At 64.4% G+C, this 18,198-nt stretch carries 16 protein-coding genes; 7 read left to right on the forward strand and 9 right to left on the reverse strand.

The genetic code is table 11. From position 1 onward, the window contains the following. Window positions 1-171: 171 nt before the first annotated feature. Genes AC1PLA_RS12680 through AC1PLA_RS12690 form a run of 3 tightly spaced genes read left to right on the forward strand, consistent with a single transcriptional unit; the run spans window position 172 to window position 5,336 of the window. Window positions 172-831, forward strand: coding sequence for a TetR/AcrR family transcriptional regulator (locus tag AC1PLA_RS12680; RefSeq protein ID WP_481104659.1), 660 nt, complete (start codon window positions 172-174; stop codon window positions 829-831). A 14-nt stretch (window positions 832-845) separates the two neighbouring features. Beyond that, window positions 846-2,153, forward strand: a complete 1,308-nt coding sequence (locus AC1PLA_RS12685; RefSeq protein ID WP_481104660.1) for an efflux RND transporter periplasmic adaptor subunit — start codon at window positions 846-848, stop codon at window positions 2,151-2,153. A 12-nt stretch (window positions 2,154-2,165) separates the two neighbouring features. Then, window positions 2,166-5,336: a multidrug efflux RND transporter permease subunit gene (locus tag AC1PLA_RS12690; RefSeq protein ID WP_039522023.1), complete on the forward strand. Its 3,171-nt coding sequence runs from the start codon at window positions 2,166-2,168 to the stop codon at window positions 5,334-5,336. Window positions 5,337-5,769: 433 nt separating this feature from the next. On the opposite strand, the gene AC1PLA_RS12695 is transcribed toward AC1PLA_RS12690, so the two are convergent. Further along, window positions 5,770-6,759 carry a LacI family DNA-binding transcriptional regulator gene (locus tag AC1PLA_RS12695; RefSeq protein ID WP_104554161.1) on the reverse strand — a complete coding sequence of 330 codons (990 nt, stop codon included), beginning with the start codon at window positions 6,757-6,759 and terminating at the stop codon, window positions 5,770-5,772. Window positions 6,760-6,920: 161 nt separating this feature from the next. Between AC1PLA_RS12695 and ptsP the strand changes: the two genes are divergently transcribed. The 4 genes from ptsP (at window position 6,921) to AC1PLA_RS12715 (ending at window position 13,706) form a co-directional block, all read left to right on the forward strand. Then, a complete protein-coding gene (gene ptsP, locus AC1PLA_RS12700; RefSeq protein WP_481104661.1) occupies window positions 6,921-9,440 on the forward strand; it encodes a phosphoenolpyruvate--protein phosphotransferase in 2,520 nt (839 codons plus the stop codon). Continuing rightward, on the forward strand, window positions 9,437-10,393 hold the full coding sequence (gene pfkB, locus AC1PLA_RS12705) for a 1-phosphofructokinase (protein ID WP_481104662.1): 957 nt from the start codon (window positions 9,437-9,439) through the stop codon (window positions 10,391-10,393). The genes ptsP and pfkB overlap by 4 nt, the downstream gene beginning before the upstream one ends. A 113-nt stretch (window positions 10,394-10,506) precedes the next feature. Next, window positions 10,507-12,243: a PTS fructose transporter subunit IIC gene (locus tag AC1PLA_RS12710; RefSeq protein ID WP_115042307.1), complete on the forward strand. Its 1,737-nt coding sequence runs from the start codon at window positions 10,507-10,509 to the stop codon at window positions 12,241-12,243. A gap of 185 nt (window positions 12,244-12,428) precedes the next feature. Next, window positions 12,429-13,706, forward strand: a complete 1,278-nt coding sequence (locus tag AC1PLA_RS12715) for a carbohydrate porin (protein ID WP_481104663.1) — start codon at window positions 12,429-12,431, stop codon at window positions 13,704-13,706. A 328-nt stretch (window positions 13,707-14,034) separates the two neighbouring features. Here the strand turns inward: AC1PLA_RS12715 and AC1PLA_RS12720 are convergent, their stop codons facing one another. The 8 genes from AC1PLA_RS12720 to AC1PLA_RS12755 all read right to left on the reverse strand — a co-directional run bounded on the left by AC1PLA_RS12720 (window position 14,035) and on the right by AC1PLA_RS12755 (window position 18,117). Continuing rightward, the gene (locus tag AC1PLA_RS12720) at window positions 14,035-14,880 is read right to left on the reverse strand and encodes an AbiJ-NTD4 domain-containing protein (RefSeq protein ID WP_426787922.1); all 846 of its coding nucleotides are present in this window, start codon (window positions 14,878-14,880) and stop codon (window positions 14,035-14,037) included. A 67-nt stretch (window positions 14,881-14,947) separates the two neighbouring features. After that, window positions 14,948-15,265, reverse strand: a complete 318-nt coding sequence (locus AC1PLA_RS12725; RefSeq protein ID WP_481104664.1) for a MafI2 family immunity protein — start codon at window positions 15,263-15,265, stop codon at window positions 14,948-14,950. Between the two features lie 17 nt (window positions 15,266-15,282). Continuing rightward, window positions 15,283-15,702, reverse strand: coding sequence for a hypothetical protein (locus AC1PLA_RS12730; protein WP_426787920.1), 420 nt, complete (start codon window positions 15,700-15,702; stop codon window positions 15,283-15,285). A gap of 18 nt (window positions 15,703-15,720) precedes the next feature. Continuing rightward, the gene (locus tag AC1PLA_RS12735) at window positions 15,721-16,461 is read right to left on the reverse strand and encodes a hypothetical protein (RefSeq protein ID WP_481104665.1); all 741 of its coding nucleotides are present in this window, start codon (window positions 16,459-16,461) and stop codon (window positions 15,721-15,723) included. A 90-nt stretch (window positions 16,462-16,551) separates the two neighbouring features. Then, window positions 16,552-16,923 (reverse strand): hypothetical protein, encoded by a 372-nt coding sequence (locus AC1PLA_RS12740; protein WP_426787918.1) that lies wholly within the window; start codon window positions 16,921-16,923, stop codon window positions 16,552-16,554. Between the two features lie 3 nt (window positions 16,924-16,926). After that, the gene (locus AC1PLA_RS12745; RefSeq protein ID WP_481104666.1) at window positions 16,927-17,334 is read right to left on the reverse strand and encodes a hypothetical protein; all 408 of its coding nucleotides are present in this window, start codon (window positions 17,332-17,334) and stop codon (window positions 16,927-16,929) included. Between the two features lie 32 nt (window positions 17,335-17,366). Next, window positions 17,367-17,783 (reverse strand): hypothetical protein, encoded by a 417-nt coding sequence (locus tag AC1PLA_RS12750; protein ID WP_426787916.1) that lies wholly within the window; start codon window positions 17,781-17,783, stop codon window positions 17,367-17,369. Window positions 17,784-17,856: 73 nt separating this feature from the next. Further along, the gene (locus AC1PLA_RS12755; RefSeq protein ID WP_481104667.1) at window positions 17,857-18,117 is read right to left on the reverse strand and encodes a hypothetical protein; all 261 of its coding nucleotides are present in this window, start codon (window positions 18,115-18,117) and stop codon (window positions 17,857-17,859) included. Between the last annotated feature and the right edge of the window lie 81 nt (window positions 18,118-18,198).

An 18,198-nucleotide genomic window follows, 5' to 3' on the forward strand; every position in this document is an offset into this window, starting at 1 on the left:
ACCCGACTGTCATTCCTGCAGCGGCGCCGGATTGGCGCCTGCATGGCCACCCGCCAGACCGCCACAACCGGCAAAGTCCGGCCGGGCGCTTGGGCCACAAGGCGTTGCGCAGACAGAACTGCGACCGTCAAGCCTGTTTAAAAACTAAACTGGACGGTATAGTCTACCGCCATGACCCCCCGTTCCCACCGTGCTGCCCGGCGCTCGGACTGCGATCGCCGCATCCATGCGGCTGTGCATACGCTGCTTGCCGAGCGCGGCATGCGGCTGAGCATGGACGCGGTGGCCGAGCGTGCCGGCTGTTCCAAGCAGACGCTCTACAGTTATTACGGTTGTAAAGAAAACCTGCTGCGCGATGTGCTCCAGGACCATGTGCACCTGGCCACGGTGCCGCTAGGCACCGCCTCGGGCGAGTTGCGCGAGGATCTGCTGGCCTTCGCACTGGCCCACCTTGACCGCCTGAACCGCCCGGATGTGTTACAGACCTGCCGGTTGGTGGAAGCCGAATCGCACCGGTTCCCCGATCAGTCGCAGCAGATCTTCCAGGACGGGGTCGTCGGCATGCAGCAGCGCCTGGCGCAGCGCTTCGAGCAGGCGATGCAGGCCGGCCAGCTGCGCCATGACGATCCGCACTGTATGGCCGAACTGCTGTTGAGCATGATCGTCGGTCTGGATTTCGACCGGCAACGCTTTCAGGTTCCCCACCGCGCCGGCCTTCCCGCCAGGCAGCAGTGGGCGCAATTCGCTGTCGACACCTTCCTGCGCGCATTTGCCGCGGTCGCTGCCACGTCTTCGCTGTCCCCGCTTTCCTTTCTCACTTCAAGACCCTAACGGAGTTCCTCCTGATGATCGCCCCGCTCCGCACATTCGGCCTGGCCTGTGCCATCACCCTGGCGCTGGCTGCCTGCAGCAAGCCCGAACAACAGCAGGCGCCGCCGCCGCCGGAAGTGTCGGTGCTGGAAATGAAGCCGCAGACCCTGCCGCTGGAACGCGACCTGGTCGGCCGGCTGTCGGCATTCCGCTCGGCCGACGTGCGCGCGCGCGTGGACGGCGTGCTGCTCAAGCGCCTGTACACCGAAGGCACCGACGTCAAGGAAGGCCAGCCGCTGTTCGAGATCGACCCGGCGCCGCTGAAGGCCACGCTGCTGCAGGCGCAAGGCCAGCTGGCCGCCGCCGAGGCGACCTACGCCAATGCCCAGGTCGCCGCCAAGCGCGCGCGCAGCCTGGCCCCGCAGCAATATGTGTCGCGTGCCGACATCGACAACGCCGAAGCCACCGAGCGCTCCTCCGGCGCCAACGTGCAGCAGGCACGCGGCCAGGTCCAGTCCGCCCGCATCCAGCTCGGCTTTGCCAGCGTCACCTCGCCGATCACCGGCCGCGCCGGCATCCAGCGCGTGACCGAAGGTGCGCTGGTGGGCGCCGGTGAGGCGACCCTGCTGACCACGGTCGACCAGATCGACCCGCTGTACGTGAACTTCGCGATGAGCAGCGAAGAACTGGCCGCCCTGCGCCAGGCCCAGAGCAGCGGCAACGTGCAGCTCAGCGGCGATGGCAAGTCCACCATCAATGTGGAACTGGGCAACGGCACGCAGTACCCGCACCCGGGTACGTTGGATGTGTCGGCGGTGACGGTGGACCCGAGCACCGGTGCGGTGTCGCTGCGCGCGACCCTGCCCAATCCGGAGCAGGCGCTGCTGCCGGGCGCGTTCGTGACCTTCAAGGCTAGCCTTGGCCAGCGCAACAACGCCTACCTGGTGCCGCAGCAGGCCGTGCAGCGCGATGCCACCGGCGCCTACGCGCTGGTGCTGGGCAAGGACGGCAAGGTGGTGCGCAAGAATCTCACCGTCGATGGCCAGCAGAAGGGCCAGTGGATCGTCACCGCGGGCATGACCCCGGGCGACCAGGTGATCGTCGATGGCGTGCAGAAGGCGAAGGAAGGCCAGCCGGCCAAGGGCGTGCCGTGGGATCCGAACAAGCCGGCGCAGGGCGGCCAGCCGGGCGCACCGGGCGCAGCTCCGGCCGCCGCCCAGGGTGGCGGCGCACAGGCCGCACCGGCGGCCGACAAGGCCGATGCAGCGGCGCCGGCCGCGCAGGAACAGTCCAAGCCGGACGCTGCGGCGCAGCCGGCCGACTCCCAGTCCAAGCAGCAGTAACGGAACCCGGACATGCCTAAGTTTTTCATCGAACACCCTGTCTTTGCCTGGGTGGTGGCGATCCTGATCTCGCTTGCGGGCGTGATCTCGATCCTGAATCTGGGTATCGAGTCGTACCCCACGATCGCCCCGCCGCAGGTCACCGTTACCGCCAACTTCCCCGGCGCCAGCGCCGATACCGCCGAAAAAGCGGTGACTCAGGTCATCGAGCAGCAGCTCACCGGTATCGACCACCTGCTGTACTTCAACTCGTCCTCGGCCGCCAACGGCCGCGTGACCATTACGTTGACCTTCGAAACCGGCACCGACGCGGATATCGCGCAGGTGCAGGTGCAGAACAAGGTGTCGCTGGCCACGCCGCGCCTGCCCTCGGAAGTCACCCAGCAGGGTGTGGTGGTGGCCAAGGCCAACGCCGGCTTCCTGATGGTGGCCGCGTTGCGCTCGGACAACCCGTCGATCAACCGCGACGCGCTCAACGACATCGTCGGCTCGCGCGTGCTCGAGCAGATCTCGCGCGTGCCCGGCGTGGGCAGCACCAACCAGTTCGGCGCCGAGTACGCGATGAACATCTGGTTGAACCCGGAGAAGCTGCAGGGCTACAACCTGTCGGCGACCCAGGTGCTGACCGCGGTGCGTAACCAGAACGTGCAGTTCGCGGCCGGTTCGGTGGGCGCCGACCCGACCCCGGAAGGCATCAGCTTCACCGCTACGGTCTCGGCCGAGGGCCGCTTTAGCTCGCCGGACCAGTTCGAGAACATCATCCTGCGCACCGACAACAACGGCGCCACGGTGCGGTTGAAGGACGTCGCACGGGTCACCGTGGGGCCGAGCAACTACGGCTTCGACACCCAGTACAACGGCAAGCCCACCGGCGCCTTCGGTATCCAGCTGTTGCCGGGTGCCAACGCCCTGAACGTGTCCGAGGCGGTCGGTGCCAAGCTCGACGAACTGCAGCCGACCTTTCCGCAGGGCGTGACCTGGTTTGCGCCGTACGAATCGACCACCTTCGTGCGCATCTCCATCGAGGAAGTGATCCATACGCTGGTGGAAGCCATCGTGCTGGTGTTCCTGGTGATGCTGCTGTTCCTGCAGAACTTCCGCGCCACCGTGATCCCCACGCTGGTGATTCCGGTCGCGCTGCTGGGCACGTTCTTCGGCATGTACATGATCGGCTTCACCATCAACCAGCTGACGCTGTTTGCGATGGTGCTGGCGATCGGCATCGTGGTCGACGACGCGATCGTGGTGATCGAGAACGTCGAACGCATCATGAGCGAGGAACACCTGGAGCCGAAGGCGGCCACCCAGAAGGCGATGACCCAGATCACCGGCGCGGTGGTGGCCATCACCGTGGTGCTGGCGGCGGTGTTCATCCCCTCCTCGCTGCAACCGGGCGCTTCGGGCGCGATCTACAAGCAGTTCGCACTGACAATCGCCATGTCGATGGGGTTCTCGGCGTTCCTGGCGTTGAGCTTCACCCCGGCGCTGTGCGGCGCGTTCCTCAAGTCGACCCACTCGACCAAGAAGAACTGGGTCTACCGCACCTTCGACAAGTACTACGACAAGCTGGCGCATCGCTATGTCGGCGTGGTCGGCCACACCCTCAAGCGCTCGCCGCCGTGGATGATTGTGTTCGTGGTGCTGGTGGTGCTGTGCGGCTTCCTGTTCACCCGCATGCCGGGCAGCTTCCTGCCGGAAGAAGACCAGGGCTTTGCGGTGGCCATCGTGCAGCTGCCGCCGGGCGCGACCAAGATCCGCACCAACGAGGCGTTCGCGCAGATGCGTGCGGTGCTGGAGAAGCAGCCGGCCGTGGAAGGCATGCTGCAGATCGCCGGCTTCAGCTTCCTGGGCTCGGGCGAAAACGTCGGCATGGGCTTCATCCGGCTCAAGCCGTGGGAAGAGCGCGATGTCACTGCCGAGCAGTTGATCCAGCAGCTCAACGGCGCCTTCTACGGCATCAAGGGCGCGCAGATCTTCGTGGTCAACCTGCCCACCGTGCAGGGCCTGGGCCAGTTCGGCGGCTTCGACATGTGGCTGCAGGACCGCTCCGGCGCAGGCCAGCAAGCTTTGACCCAGGCGCGCAACATCGTGCTGGGCAAGGCGGCGGAAAAGCAGGACACCATGGTGGGCGTACGCCCGAACGGCCTGGAAGACGCGCCGCAGCTGCAGCTGCACGTGGACCGTGTGCAGGCGCAGTCGATGGGCCTGGACGTCAGCGACATCTACAGCTCGATCCAGCTGATGCTGGCGCCTGTCTACGTCAACGACTACTTCTCCGAAGGCCGCATCAAGCGCGTCAACATCCGTGCCGACGACCAGTTCCGTACCGGCCCCGAGTCGCTGCGCAGCTTCTTCAGCCCCAGCGCCACGGCCACCGGTGCCGATGGTCAGCCGGGGATGATTCCGCTGAGCAATGTGGTCAAGGCCGACTGGACCTACGCCTCGCCGGCACTGAACCGCTACAACGGCTATTCGGCGGTGAACATCGTCGGCAACCCGGCCCCGGGCGGCAGCTCCGGCCAGGCGATGACCGCGATGGAGGAGATCGTCAACAACGATCTGCCGCCGGGCTTCGGCTTCGACTGGAGCGGCATGTCGTACCAGGAAATCATTGCCGGTAACGCGGCCACGCTGCTGCTGGCGTTGTCGGTGGTGGTGGTGTTCCTGTGCCTGGCCGCGCTCTACGAGAGCTGGTCGATTCCGGTGGCGGTGCTGATGGTGGTGCCGATCGGTGTGCTGGGTGCGATCACCTTCTCGATGCTGCGCGGCCTGCCGAACGATCTGTACTTCAAGATCGGCATGATCACGGTGATCGGCCTGGCGGCGAAGAACGCGATCCTGATCGTGGAGTTCGCAGTGGAGCAGCGTGCGGCAGGCAAGACGCTGCGCGAGGCGACGCTGGAAGCGGCACATCTGCGCTTCCGCCCGATCCTGATGACCTCGTTCGCCTTCATCCTGGGCGTGCTGCCGCTGGCCATCTCCACCGGTGCCGGCGCCAACTCGCGTCACTCCATCGGTACCGGCGTGATCGGCGGGATGGTGTTCGCCACCGTGCTCGGCGTGATCTTCATCCCGCTGTTCTTCGTGGTGGTGCGCCGCATGCTGGGCGACAAGCTGGACGAGCAGTCCAAGGAATACCTGCTCGCGCAGAACGACTCTGGCCCGCATCGTCCGGATCGCTGATCCGGATACGGCGTAGAACGAAAAGCCCCGGCAGTGCCGGGGCTTTTTTTTGGCTGCGCTGCAGTCATGTCCGTAGGAGCGCACCGGGGCGCGACGGGCTGTACCGGTAACGCCCGTCGCGCCCGGGTGCGCTCCTACGGGTTGGCGGGAATTGGTGACATGGCGTGCATGGACAAGACCCGCACAGCGCGATCCGCGACAACCGCCCGCCTTGTAGGAGCGCCCCTGGGCGCGATAGGCCTTACCGGTAACGCACATCGCGCCCAAGGGCGCTCCTACGGGGTGGCGGGGATTGGTGACATGGCGTGCTTGGGCAGGACCCGTACAACGCGATCCGCGACAACCGCCACGCCTTTGTAGGAGCGCACCCGGGCGCGACGGGCCTCACCGGTAACGCCCGTCGCGCCCGGGTGCGCTCCTACGACGAGGGCGGCTAGGTGCGCGGGCGCGCGCCGGTAGAGCCGCGGACCACGCAACGGCCGGTCATCACCATGCGGCGGATCGGCAGCTGCGGATTGCTCAGGCGTTCCAGCAGCAGCGACATCGCCGCGCGGCCCATGTCTTCGACCGGTTGCTCAACCACGGTGATCCCCGGCTCGACCAGGTCGGTCCAGCGCTCGTTGTCGAAGCCGGCCAGGGCCAGATCCTCGGGAATGCGCAGCCCGGCGGTGCGGGCGGCCTTGAGCGCGCCCATCAACAGCAGGCTGTTACTGGTCACGATGGCGTCGGGGCGGTCAGCGCCGGCCAACCATTGGCCGACTTCGGCGATCGCCGCTTCGGCGGTGGGCGCCACTTCGCGGTAGGCCGGCGTCAGCCCCGGCACCGCCATTGCGGCCAGATAGCCGTTGCGGCGCTCGGTGGCGGTGGTACTGGTACCGAACAGCCCGCCGATGCGCCGATAGCCCTGCACCTGCAGATGCGCAACCAGCTCGCCCATGGCCGCGGCGTTATCCAGCACCACGCTGTCGTAGCGGCTTCCGGGGCCGGCGCGGTCTACCAGCACGGTCGGGTAGTCCAGCACCAGCTCGTGCATGCGCCCGACCGTGCTGCGGGTCGGCGCGAAGATCAGCCCGGTGATGCGTTCTTCCTGCATCAATTGCAGGTACAGCGCCTCGCGCTCGGGGTCTTCGTCGGTATTGCACAGGGTCACGCGCATGCCGGCGCGGTAGGCCACCTCCTCCACCGCGCGGATCAGCGCGGTGAAGTACGGGTTGCGGATGTCGGCGACGATCACCCCCAGGATGCCGGACTGCTGGGATCGCAGGCGCCGCGCCATCAGGTTGGGCCGGTAGCCGGTCTGGCGCACCGCCGCCTCGACCTTGGCCCGTACTTCCTCGCTGACCGGGCCGGTGCCCAGCGCGCGCGAGACCGTCGATTTGGAAACCCCGGCCACCCGGGCCACGTCATTGATGCTGATACTCACTGGGACCGTTCCCGCTCCATTTGCGCACCTGGGGCCAGGCGCCGTGTCTGATTCGATGCTAACCCGAAAGCACTACAACGTTTTTGTGCAGCGCACATTGACCTGGAACGTGGGAACGTTCCCACTATACTGCCCAGCCCGTTCCTACCCCGGAGTCCGTCTTGTCCTCTCCGTCGCCAGCCGCCCCCGTCACCCCCGAACTCGTGCGCCTGCGTGCGCATGCCCGCGACAAGGATGACGCCATCGCGCAGGCCGCCCAGTTGCTGGTCGCCGCCGGCTGCGTGGCGCCGGGCTACGACGCCAGCATGCGGCGCCGCGAAGGCCTGGCGAACACCTTCCTCGGCCACGGCCTGGCGATCCCGCACGGCGTCGGCGAAGACCGCCATCTGGTGCGCCGCGACGGCATCGCGGTGCTGCAGTTGCCCGAGGGCGTGGAATGGAACCCGGGCCAGACCACCCGGCTGGTGGTCGGCATCGCCGCCCAGTCCGACACCCACATCACCCTGCTGCGCCGGCTGACCCGCCTGATCCAGGACCCGGCCCAGCTGGAAGCGCTGTTCACCACCGACGACCCCGGCGTGATCGTGGCGGCCTTGACCGGCGACCGCGCACCCGACACCAGCGCCGCGCCGGCCACCGATCTGGCCGAAACATTCGAGTGGACCATCGCCTACCCCAGCGGCCTGCACGCCCGCCCGGCCACCCGTTGGGCCGAGACGGCGCGCGGTTTCTCGGCACGCGCCCAGGTGCGCGCCGGCGACCAGGCCGCCGATGCCAAGAGCCTGGTCGGCCTGCTGCAGTTGGGCCTGCGTGCCGGCGACAGCATCACCGTCTCGGCCGAAGGCACTGATGCGGGTGCGCTGCTCAAGCGCCTGCGCGCAGTGATGGACAGCCTGACCGCTCAGGAAAAGGCCGACGCCGAGCGTGCCGCGCAACGCCGCGCCGCCCCGGTGGCCGGCTGGACGCCGCCGCAGGCGCAACCGGCCATCGTCGGCATCGGCGCCAGCCCGGGCGTGGCGATCGGCATCGTGCACCGGCTGCGCGCGGCGCAGACCGAGGTGGCCGATCAACCGGTAGGCCTGGGCGATGGCGGCGCGCTGCTGCACGACGCGCTGACCCGCACCCGCCAGCAGCTGGCGGCGATCCAGGACGACACCCAGCGCCGGCTCGGCGCCTCGGACGCGGCGATCTTCAAGGCCCAGGCCGAGCTGCTCAACGACACCGACCTGATCACCCGCACCTGCCAGCTGATGGTCGAAGGCCACGGCGTGGCGTGGTCGTGGCACCAGGCGGTGGAACAGATCGCCTCGGGCCTGGCCGCACTGGGCAACCCGGTGCTGGCCGGCCGCGCCGCCGACCTGCGCGATGTCGGCCGCCGCGTGCTGGCCCAGCTCGACCCGGCCGCCGCCGGCGCCGGCCTGACCGACCTGCCGGAGCAGCCCTGCATCCTGCTGGCCGGCGATCTGTCGCCGTCGGACACCGCCAACCTGGACACCGCACGCGTGCTCGGCCTGGCCACCGCCCAAGGCGGGCCGACCTCGCATACCGCGATCCTGTCACGCACGCTCGGCCTGCCGGCGCTGGTCGCGGCCGGCGGCCAACTCATGGATATCGAAGACGGCGTCACCGCCATCATCGACGGCAGCAGCGGGCGGCTGTACATCAACCCGTTCGAGCTGGATCTGGATGCGGCGCGCACGCATATCGCCGAGCAGCAGGCGATCCGCGAGCGCGAGGCCGCGCAGCGCGCATTGCCAGCCGAAACCAGCGACGGGCACCACATCGACATCGGCGCCAACGTCAACCTGCCCGACCAGGTCGCAATGGCGCTGACCCAGGGCGCCGAAGGCGTCGGCCTGATGCGGACCGAATTCCTGTTCCTGGAAAGCGGCAGCACGCCCAGCGAGGACGAGCAGCACGCAACCTACCTGGCGATGGCGCAGGCGCTGGACGGCCGCCCGCTGATCGTGCGCGCACTGGACATCGGCGGCGACAAGCAGGTGGCGCATCTGGAGCTGCCACACGAGGAAAACCCGTTCCTGGGCGTCCGCGGCGCGCGCCTGCTGCTGCGTCGCCCAGACCTGCTGGAGCCGCAGCTGCGCGCGCTGTACCGCGCCGCCAAGGACGGGGCGCGGCTGTCGATCATGTTCCCGATGATCACCTCGGTGCCGGAGCTGATCACCCTGCGCGCCATCTGCGCGCGCATCCGCGCCGAACTCGACGCGCCCGAGGTGCCGATCGGCATCATGATCGAGGTGCCCGCCGCCGCCGCGCAGGCCGACGTGCTGGCGCTCCACGCGGACTTCTTCTCGATCGGCACCAACGACCTGACCCAGTACGTGCTGGCGATCGACCGCCAGAACCCGGAGCTGGCCGCCGAAGCCGACAGCCTGCATCCGGCGGTGCTGCGCATGATCCGCAGCACGATTGAAGGTGCGCGCAAACACGACCGCTGGGTCGGCGTGTGCGGCGGTCTGGCCGGCGATCCGTTCGGCGCCAGCCTGCTGGCCGGACTGGGCGTGCAGGAACTGTCGATGACGCCCAACGACATCCCGGCGGTCAAGGCACGCCTGCGCGGCACCGCGTTGAGCACGCTGCAGCAGTTGGCCGAGCAGGCGCTGAACTGCGAAACCGCAGAGCAGGTGCGCGCACTGGAAGCGCAGCGCGAGGGCCAGGCATGAACCTGCACGCCATCACGGTGACGCTGAACCCGGCGATCGACCAGACCATCCAGCTCGACAGCCTGCAGCCGGGCGTGGTGCATCGCGCCAGCAGCGTGCGCAACGATGCCGGCGGCAAGGGCATCAACGTGGCCGCCTGTCTGGCCGACTGGGGCAGCCAGGTCGCCGCGCTCGGCGTGCTCGGGGTCGGCAATGCCGGCGTGTTCGAGGCGCTGTTCCGCGAGCGCGGCATTGCCGATCACTGCCAGCGCGTGGCCGGCGAGACCCGCACCAACCTCAAGCTGGTCGAAGCGCGCAGCAACGACACCACCGACATCAACCTGCCCGGCCTGCGCCTGGGCCAGCCGCACCTGCAGGGCGTGGCCGATCACCTCGCCCCGCTGCTGCGCCCCGGCCTGCCGGTGGTGCTGTCGGGCAGCCTGCCGGCCGGCCTGCCGGACGACAGCTGGGCGCAGCTGCAGGCCCAGGCCAGCGCCGCCGGTGCGCGCGTGCTGCTGGACACCAGTGGCGCGCCGCTGGTGGCCGCACTCGGTGCCGAACGCCAGGCGCTGCCGTACGCGGTCAAGCCGAACCGCCACGAGCTGGAAGCCTGGACCGGTCGCCCGCTGAGCGACCGTGCCGCCCTCAGCGCCGCCGCGCACGAACTGATCGCGCGCGGCATCCAACTGGTGGTCATTTCGATGGGTACCGAAGGCGCCCTGTTCGTGCAGCGCGACCAGCGTCTGATCGCGCGCCCGCCGCGCCTGGCGCAGGGCAGCAGCGTGGGCGCCGGTGACGCGATGGTGGCCGGCCTGGCCGCGGCGCTGCTTGGCGAGTCCACCGATCTGGAAAGTTGCGCACGGCTGGCGACCGCGTTCTCGGTCAGCCGGCTGGAAAGCGGCGATGCGCGCCGGCTGAACCCGCAGCAGGTGCGCAAGCTCGCCGGCGAGATCGTCATCGACCCGCTCTCGTAGCGCCACCGCCGGCGCGAACGCTGGCAGTGCCAGCGCAACGCGCCGGTGTTTTGCGCAAGACACCACGTATCCCGCCGGCGTTTGCCGGCGACCGAACAACGCAGGAGATTTGCATGTCCTCTTCCATCGTGGTCATCGCCGCTGGCGACCGCAGCACCGAAGCCGTCCTGGCGGCCGAAGCGCTGCGCCGCGCGGCCACCGCCGCCGGGCGCAGCGTGACGATCGAAATCCGCAGCGACCAGGGCGTGCTCGGCGCATTGCCAGGCGAACTGGCCAGCGCCGCCAGCCAGGTGCTGGTGATCGGCGACGCCGATGCCGACACCGCCCGCTTCGGCGACGCGCAGCTGCTGCGCCTGAGCCTGGGCGCGGTGCTGGACGACCCGGCCGCCGCGGTGAACCAGCTCGCCGCACCGGCTGCCGCCAATGCATCGGCTGCCGCAGCAAGCGCGGGCACCGGCAGCAAGCGCATCGTTGCGATCACCTCCTGCCCCACCGGCATCGCGCACACCTTCATGGCCGCCGAAGGCCTGCAGCAGGCCGCCAAGAAACTCGGCTACCAGATCCGCGTGGAAACCCAGGGGTCGGTCGGGGCGCAGGACGCCCTGACCGACGCGGAAATCCGCGATGCCGACCTGGTGCTGATCGCTGCCGATCGCGAGGTCGACCTGGCCCGTTTCGGCGGCAAGCGCCTGTTCAAGAGCGGCACCAAGCCGGCCATCAACGATGGCCCGGCCTTGATCCAGAAAGCGCTGGCCGAAGCCGGCGTGCACGGCGGCGCGGCGCCGGTCGCAGGCGCCGCCAAGGCCGAAAACACCGGCAATGGCCGCACCGGCGCCTACAAGCACCTGATGACCGGCGTGTCGTTCATGCTGCCCTTTGTCACCGCCGGCGGCTTGTTGATCGCGCTGGCATTCGCGCTCGGTGGCATCTATGCCGGCGACGATGCCCACCAGGGCACGCTGGCCTGGTCGCTGTTCCAGATCGGCGCCAAGGCCGGCTTCACCCTGATGGTGCCCGCGCTGGCCGGCTATATCGCCTACTCCATCGCCGACCGCCCCGGCATCGCGCCCGGCATGATCGGCGGGCTGGTCGCGGCCAACCTCAATGCCGGCTTCCTCGGCGGGATCATCGCCGGCTTCATCGCCGGCTACGGCGTGGCCGCGCTCAACCGCTACATCCGCCTGCCGCGCAACCTGGAAGGACTCAAGCCGGTGCTGATCCTGCCGGTGCTGGGCACCCTGCTGGTCGGCCTGGCGATGATGTACGTGTTCGGTCAGCCGGTGGCCGACCTGCTGGCCTGGCTCACCGCCTGGCTGCGCGGCATGCAGGGCAGCAGCGCGTTGCTGCTGGGCCTGTTGCTCGGCGGCATGATGGCCTTCGACATGGGCGGGCCGGTCAACAAGGCCGCCTATGCGTTCTCCACCGGCCTGATCGCCAGCCAGGTCTACACCCCGATGGCGGCCGCCATGGTCGCCGGCATGACCCCGCCGCTGGGCATCGCGCTGGCCACCTGGGTGTTCCGCAACCGCTTCACCGTGGAAGAGCGCGGCTCGGCCACGGCCGCCGGCGTGCTCGGGCTGGCCTTCGTCACCGAAGGCGCCATCCCGTATGCCGCGCGCGACCCGCTGCGCACCATCCCGGCGCTGGTGATCGGCTCGGCCGTGGCCGGCGCGATCTCGATGACCGCCGGTGCCGAGTTGAAGGCACCGCATGGCGGCATCTTCGTGCTGCTGATCCCCAACGCGGTGACCCACCTGCTCAATTACGTGCTGGCCCTGGTGGTCGGCGTGCTGGTCACCGCGGTGGCACTGCGCCTGCTCAAGAAGCCGGTGGCCGACGTGGTCGCCTGACCTTCGGCCACCTCGCCATTGCCGCTTGCCGCCCGCGCATGCGCCACGCCTGATCGCCGCCCCGCTCCACCCCTGACCGGTTTCACCGCTGCGCTGCGCACCTTCGTGCGCGGCCGGCGGCTTGCCCATCCCCTAGCTGTCGCGTTCGCCACCCGGCCACGCCTTCCTTCGTTCGGAGTCCTGCCATGACCGTCCTCGCCCCCCGCCATGCCCGTCCCCGCCTGCTGTGCCTGTCGCTGGCACTGGCGCTGACCCCGCTCGCCCACGCGCAGGATGCCGCCGATGCCTTCAAGCTCAAGCTGGGTTACACCGGCGAAGCCGCATCGATGATCGATGGCGGCCGCAAGAACGGCGACGCCTATGCCGGCCAGCTGATGGTCGGTACCGACGTCGACATGGACCGCCTGTTCGGCTGGGGCGGCGCCACGGTCAAGCTGTACGTCACCAACCGCCACGGCACCAACCTGGCCAACAGCAGCATCGGCAACAGCACCTCGGTGCAGGAGATCTACGGCGGCCAGGGCACGCGGCTGGCCAACTTCACCCTGCTGCAGAAACTGTTCGACGACCGCCTGGAACTGGAGGCCGGCCGCAGCGTGGCCAACATCCATTTCCTCGGCTCGGACCTGTGCCAGTACTTCCAGGGCAACTCGGCCTGCGGCAATCCTACCTTCGTGTTCCGCACCAGCAACTTCACCTACTGGCCGGTGTCCAGCTGGGCCGCGCATGCCACCGCCTGGGTCACGCCCAAGGTCTACGTGCATGTGGGCGCCTACGAGGTGAACCCGGTGCAGGCCCAGGACGGCCAGCATGGCCTGAAGTGGAGCACCGACGACACCACCGGTGTGGTGGTGCCTTACGCGGTCGGCTACAAGAACAAGGGCGGCGACGGCAGCATGGCCGCGATGTACGAACTGGGCGGCTGGCAGGACAACTCCGACTACACCGACCCGCTGCGCGACCGCAACGGCAACCCGGCCGTGCTCAGCGGCCTGGGCTACGAGAACAAGCAGGGCCGCTCGGGCATGTTCGGCCGCTTCGAACAACAGGTCACCAACCCGGATCCGTCCGGCGCCCGTGGCCTGACCGTGTTCGGCGCCATCCTCAAGAGCACCGGCGGCCAGGCGATCGAGGACCACTTCGTGCAACTGGGCCTGGTGCAGAAAGGCACCTTCGCCAGCCGCCCGCAGGACAACATCGCCTTTGTGATCACCCAGCAGAAGTACAGCGACGAAGCGATCGAAAACCTGCGCCTGGCCCGCGCTTCGGCCGGCGGCACCGGCACCCCGGCCGACAACCAGATCATGATGGAGCTCAGCTACGGCATCCAGGTCACCAAGCGCCTGCGCATCGCCCCCAACCTGCACTACGTGATCAACCCCGACCAGTTCAACGAACCCACCCGCAGCAACGATCTGAAGAACGCACTGATCGCAGGCATGCGGATCGACTGGAATCTGTGACCCGTCGAGAAGCTGCGCTTATTGCGCGCATGCTTGGGGGCACCACTGCCTGAAGTGAGTGGCGGGTGCGTTGCATCTGACTGCAGTGCAACGCATTGCGTCGACTCGGTTGGCTTGCGCATTTGCCGGATCTGGCCGACGAGTTTGATGAGCCGCGTCGGTACGCAATCGCAGGTAATGAGGCGTTATTGGCCCACCTGGTCGCGCGCAAGCCAGTCGCTGGACACGCAACATCACGCGACGACGGATGCCGAAGCTGTAATGACCCACCACTGCCCAACGCCTGAATTAAGCCGAGCCGCGAAGCGGCTTCGGCTTGAATGAATTGTTAGCTGACAGCCGTGGAGCGTGACTTGTCGATCAAATAGTTTGCAAAAGCCGTGCATGCCACAAGCATGAACTTGGAGTCAGCAAACGACAGCGACGACTCATCGAGCATTGCATGACGTATGCCGCCAGAATCCGAGGTATATCCATAGATTTTGGATAGGGCAGATTTCAAAGCGGGATGAATTAGGCCCTTGTCCTCCAATGGCTTGAGCGCCTGGCCAAGCGTCGCAGAAGGGTAATTAGTTAGCTCTTTGCAGATCGCCTCGACAGCGCTGATGGACTCCTTGATCGAATTTCTATGATCCGGGGCCTTGCGATCAGATAGCATTTGGAGAGCGAGCTTGAAGTGCGCGGCCGCGCCAGCGTTTATGGCGGGGTTGCTAAGAGCTTGCTGGATGCTTTCTATCTCTTCAGAGCTTGTGATTGGCGTTACCAGTCCATCCACAATTCGGTAGCCAGAAAGATGTTCCTGGAGGACGCGATTAGCAAATCTCGTCAGCGACGCAGAGAGGCCGTCAGGTGCATGCGTAACGCAGAATTCAAGCAGGTCGTAGCATTCATTCCAGTCGCAGCCAAAGTGAAATTTACGTACGTGTTCAACGGCATCGCCGATATAGTCAGGCACCCTGTCGAGAGGAAGATGGAAGAATCGATGCCAGAGTTGAAGGATCAGCGTTTCAACATTTGATCCGGTCACTTGGCCATACCGCACAGGATTCTTTGCCTCTGACCATATGCACAAGTGCAAGGCATCCCACAAGGCATTTCGCAACGGGGTGTCAATTCCGTCGGTCTGAATTAGCTCCCCGATAGGCTTGAGGCCCATGCGCTGTGAAAACGACATTGTTTCCCCTGTCAGCTAACGCCTGAATTGAGCCGCACTGCGAAGCGGCGTCGGCTTGAATGAATTGTTAGAACGCATGCTGGGGTTCTGCACGCCGATATGCAACATGAGCTAATGAAGACAAAGAGCCCGGCGACGGCCTTACGAGATGATGCTCATCGAGCCGCCATGGAGCGGGAAAATCAGCGATGACCTCCGTCGCGGCAGAGGAGCAGCTCTCTCGACCAGCCTCGGACGGAGCGCCGTCGCACTCAAAGCGGAGCCGAATGACTTTTGAGATTGGATCAGCCTCGATGGAAGCCTGACGCAACTCCGGATGCACCCCGCCGAGCAGGGCGCGCTGAAGTGAGAACAGCAACATTGGACGGCTAGAAATCTCGCTCATACGGCCTAACGCCCGAATTAAGCCGCGCCGCGAAGCGGCGTCGGCTTGAATGAATTGTTAGGCCGCGGCACTGACCTGCTCAAGCGCGACATGTTTATCAGGCCCCGCCCACTGACAATGAGCTCAAGTAGAACATGTCCGCTGCTGTCGGTGGGAATGAGCTGCTCAATGAGCGCGAAAAGACCCGTGTCGTTAGGCTTGAAGTAGCTTACGGAAGGCAGCGAGGTTGGCGGCTGGCCAAGCGAAGAAGCCCCGATCTCAGCAAGGCTAAAGCTGAGCTCCTCTCGGATCGCAGAAGCTGGGTCGCGGTCGTAAGCCAACGCGTAGCCAAACTGCTGTGCTAGAGCATGGAATTCGCCGGAGCAAAGCAGCTGAGCCGCCAGCGACCCGAAGTCTGCCAGCGATTGAGAATCTGTTTGGTCATCCGTGATCTTCATACGCGGCCTAACGACAAGCTAAGCGGCGCAGCTAGGCGCGTCCTTGCTTGAGCGCATTGTTAGCTTTGGTAGAAACTTAACTTCACCCTTGAGAAAAGTATTATAGAACTGAGTTAGTACGTGGTACTTTTGCCCAAAGATAGAGCCATATCTAATATCTACAACCGTAGACCTGCCCGAGGTACTGAAAGTACAAGGAGGTATATCACCATTGATTACTCCACAGGCAAGTGCTTCCAACTCAAACGGTCGTTCAGATTGAATTTCTGTTGAAACCCTCAGAAGGAGCGCACCTGAGTCATCAGGATTAAAGAAGTTTTCGTAGTCGCTTAGTAACGCTACTTTGTACTTGCGAGTTTCTCCAGCGCGAATATCTACTCCATTACCATTATAGCCGTTAGCAAATTCATCACCATATGGGGATTTATTAGATTCATAATTATAAAATTCTACTCTGACATTTTTTGCGGTCACATTAGATGTGTTTTTTATAGTAAAAGTTACTAATTCATCGCTGGAACTGTTTTTTTCTTTTTCTACCCTCGTTATTTCTAATTTAGTCGGATTCTGATCAATGGTGAGGAGGTCTTGAGCACTCAGCTTCGATGGAGCGGGTTCCAGCCATTGGCAAATACCAATAGTCCAGATAATCAGCTGGACTGAACCCACAAATATTCCAATTGCAGCTCCAACATAGCCAATTCTATTTAGCATAGTCCAACTTTTGAACTGTTTGGACGAAGGTATTAAAAGTTTCAAGTTATCTCCGTTTATTTAGTGAAAGCTAACGCTGGAATTAAGCCGTGCCGCGAAACGGCGTAGGCTTGGATTAATTGTTAGCCCTCACTGTTAATTGAGCAGATTTGAGAATATGTCATCTATTCCAGAGGCGGAATCTCGGGCAACCTGAAACAGGTTATTGAGCGCAACGCTTGGCTCTTCGTGCTCCCACGCAACGCGCCTGAATTGGTCGAAGAAGGCAATTCCGATGCGCGAAGTCCAAAGAAAGCTATCGAAATCGGAAAAGTAATCTTTGTATCGTCGCTCGTACAGCCCAACTACCTGGGACTTGTATTTGGTCTGGAGGTAGACCGGAAAAATATCGTTTGTGCCGGATTCGAGCGCGCCAGGCGCAGGAACCATGTCCCATGACAATTCGTTTGAAACAGTCGCCTTTGTCATGGCATTGAGTAGCCGATTAATTTCAGAATCTGTAGGCATGGTCTACTTCCAAGTCATGTCACGCTCGATCTGCTCGAGCGAAGTGGTGATTTCAATGGTCGATGTGTAAGCGCCCCATAGGTCGCTTTGGCTGGCAAGTCGAGCGTTGCAAACGTGACTAATTTTGCTAATCGTGCCGCTGAGTGTGCTCAGGCTCTTTTTGGCAGGTTTGTCTTGAAGGCTCTTCAAAAGTGCGATTATCTTTGCCAAGTCTTCGTATGCGGCATTGATGTCGCCATTTGGCTTGATATTGCTTAGATAGGATAGAGAAGCTGTGGCAAGGGCCGCTCGTATCTCGGGGATGCGTGCGCGTGCAGCAAAGTGCGCTTTGATCCGATGAGTCTCGATTAGCACCCAAATGGTTATGGGCAGTGAGACTATCGATGCCCATGATCCAATGTCAGAGAGCATGAAGAACTCCAAAGTGAAGGCTAACGTTTGAATTAAGCCGAGCCGCGAAGCGGGTTCGGCTTGAATGAATTGTTAGGGCTCAGTCTTGCTAGAACGTAGCCTGCTAAGGCGTACAACATAGAGCACAACATACCCCACGGCTCGATCAACTCACTGACTTGTGCACCGAATGCCAAAGATAGAGCCATGTCGATGAGCTGTACTAGCAAGAATGCAGCAATGACATGCCAGGCTCTACGAGTCGGAGCATCAGCGGCAAGGCGCCAGTAGCAGACGACTGCAATAAGACCAATTGCAACGCGCCGAAAAAGACGGGCTTTCTCCACTAGTTGATCGATGGTCGCCGGATCAATCTCCGAATGAGCCATCCAGACTCCGCTAAGAACACCAATACCATTGGCTAGGATCATGAGAAGAGCGGACCATCCAATGATGCGCTTCCAGTTCACAGCACTTTCCTCCTGAACCCTAACGCCAGAGTTAAGCCGACGCTGCGAAGCAGCGGTCGGCTTGAATGAACTGTTAGGCTTCATCCGACGAGTGAAGTGAGCCCCTGATACCAAGCCATTCTTCCCACGCTAGATCCGCGTCTATGTCGTCGTAGCCGCGTGCTTTGACCATTGCCTCATAAGCTGATTTAGGAAGAGCGATGCAGGTCGAGTTATCACGTGCCTCAATCACCTCAGCTTTTGTGAGTGCGGAGCCTTTTCCCTGTTCCAGGCGAAAGAGAACAGCTACTAGTGCCGGGACTGGTGTGATGATTAGCTCTTCTTCGTCACTCATGTTGCTACCCTTGAGGCCTAACGCCGGAGTTAAGCCGCCCCGCAGCGGGGCAGCGGACACGTGCTAGCGTAGCGCAGGCAC

The organism is Xanthomonas sp. NCPPB 1826 (assembly GCF_056725285.1).